Origin of the sequence: Pseudovibrio sp. Ad46 (genome assembly GCF_001623065.1) — a bacterium.
Classification (GTDB): Bacteria; Pseudomonadota; Alphaproteobacteria; order Rhizobiales; family Stappiaceae; genus Pseudovibrio.
Map to the genome: position 1 here is coordinate 1 of NZ_LMCG01000057.1, position 1370 is coordinate 1370.

Consider the following 1370-nt stretch of genomic DNA (forward strand, 5'->3'; position numbering starts at 1 on the left):
AGCATGCGTAATCGGGCTCGTCCTTCACGAGAGGTCAGCTCCTGTTAAGATCGCAGCATATTGCTGCGAGGATGGGAGAGCACCATGGAATACTATGCTGGTTTGGATGTTTCTTTACGGTCTGTTTCGATCTGTGTGATTGACGGCGAAGGCAAGATTATATTTGAACGCTTGGTTGCCTGCGAAGTTGATGTTATCGCCAATACCTTAGCTCAGACGTCGTTGCCTATCACCCGTCTTGGCTTTGAAGCTGGAACAATGAGCCAGCCTCTGTTTTACGGTTTGAAAGAACAACATGGCTTTGACGTTGTCTGCATGGAGGCAAGGCAAGTGCATGCGGCTCTGTCGGCCATGCGTAACAAGACCGATAAGAATGATGCACGCGGCATAGCGCAAGTCCTGCGTTCCGGCTGGTATAGCCCAGTGCATATGAAAAGTCACCGTTCACATGCAATGCGCACGCTCCTGCGCAGTCGCAAGGCATGCTTGCGTAAATGCATAGACTTAGCAAACGAGGTACGCGGGCTCTTGAAGGTTTACGGCCTGCCCCTGCCGGAACGGATTAAACACACACGCTTTGATGCAACAGTGCGACCGTTTATCGAAGTCCACCCAGATTTGAGCCTGGCACTGGTTCCGCTTCTGGACGCGCGGCTCGCTTTATTACACACGTATCAAGAGCTGGACAAACGCGTTTAACACGCGGCAAGCACCAATACAGTGTGCTTGCGACTAATGGAAATCCCCGGCGTTGGCCCTATGACTGCGCTGGCATTTGTCGCTGCGGTGGATGATCCGGCGCGGTTCAGGAGTTCGCGAACGGTTGCTGCCCACTTCGGCTTAACGCCGAGGCGTTTTCAATCAGGAGAAACTGATAATCCTGGCCGAATCTCTAAAGCAGGAGACATGGAGGTCCGCTCGGCCCTTTATACGGCTGCTAATGCAATGCTAACCCGCTGTACTGGCGGATCCAGCATCAAGAGCTGGGGGATGCGCCTGATGCGGACCAAAGGGCGCCGCCGTGCTGTTGTCGCGGTAGCCAGAAAGCTTGCGGTTGTCATGCATCGCATGTGGGTCAATGATACATCGTTCTGTCGTGATGGCTTGGAGGTTGCTGCATAATATAGCCTGACCTCAATATCACGGCAGGATCGCCCTCTCTGGACGAGGTTTGTAGATGAAGCCGAAAATGTCTGCTGCGCCATGAAAGCGCGTCCATTAGCGTGGCTCTCTACAACCATTCCGGCACATGCATGCAGCTGCTCACTGTAAAGAGCGACCCAGACTGCGAAGAGAAGCGTGACCCGGAGATGGATATGATCCGAATGAAAAGGAAAAAGAGCTTGACCTCAGCGCCCGATTAGAGAAGC

The 1370-nt window shown here is 53.3% G+C and carries 2 protein-coding genes; both read left to right on the forward strand.

What is annotated here, in order from left to right; all coding sequences use genetic code 11:
* Positions 1-84 precede the first annotated feature (84 nt).
* On the forward strand, positions 85-699 hold the full coding sequence (locus tag PsAD46_RS28410) for a transposase (protein WP_208981895.1): 615 nt from the start codon (positions 85-87) through the stop codon (positions 697-699).
* 36 nt (positions 700-735) lie between these two features.
* The gene (locus tag PsAD46_RS28415) at positions 736-1122 is read left to right on the forward strand and encodes a transposase (protein ID WP_208988621.1); all 387 of its coding nucleotides are present in this window, start codon (positions 736-738) and stop codon (positions 1120-1122) included.
* The last annotated feature ends 248 nt before the right edge of the window (positions 1123-1370 follow it).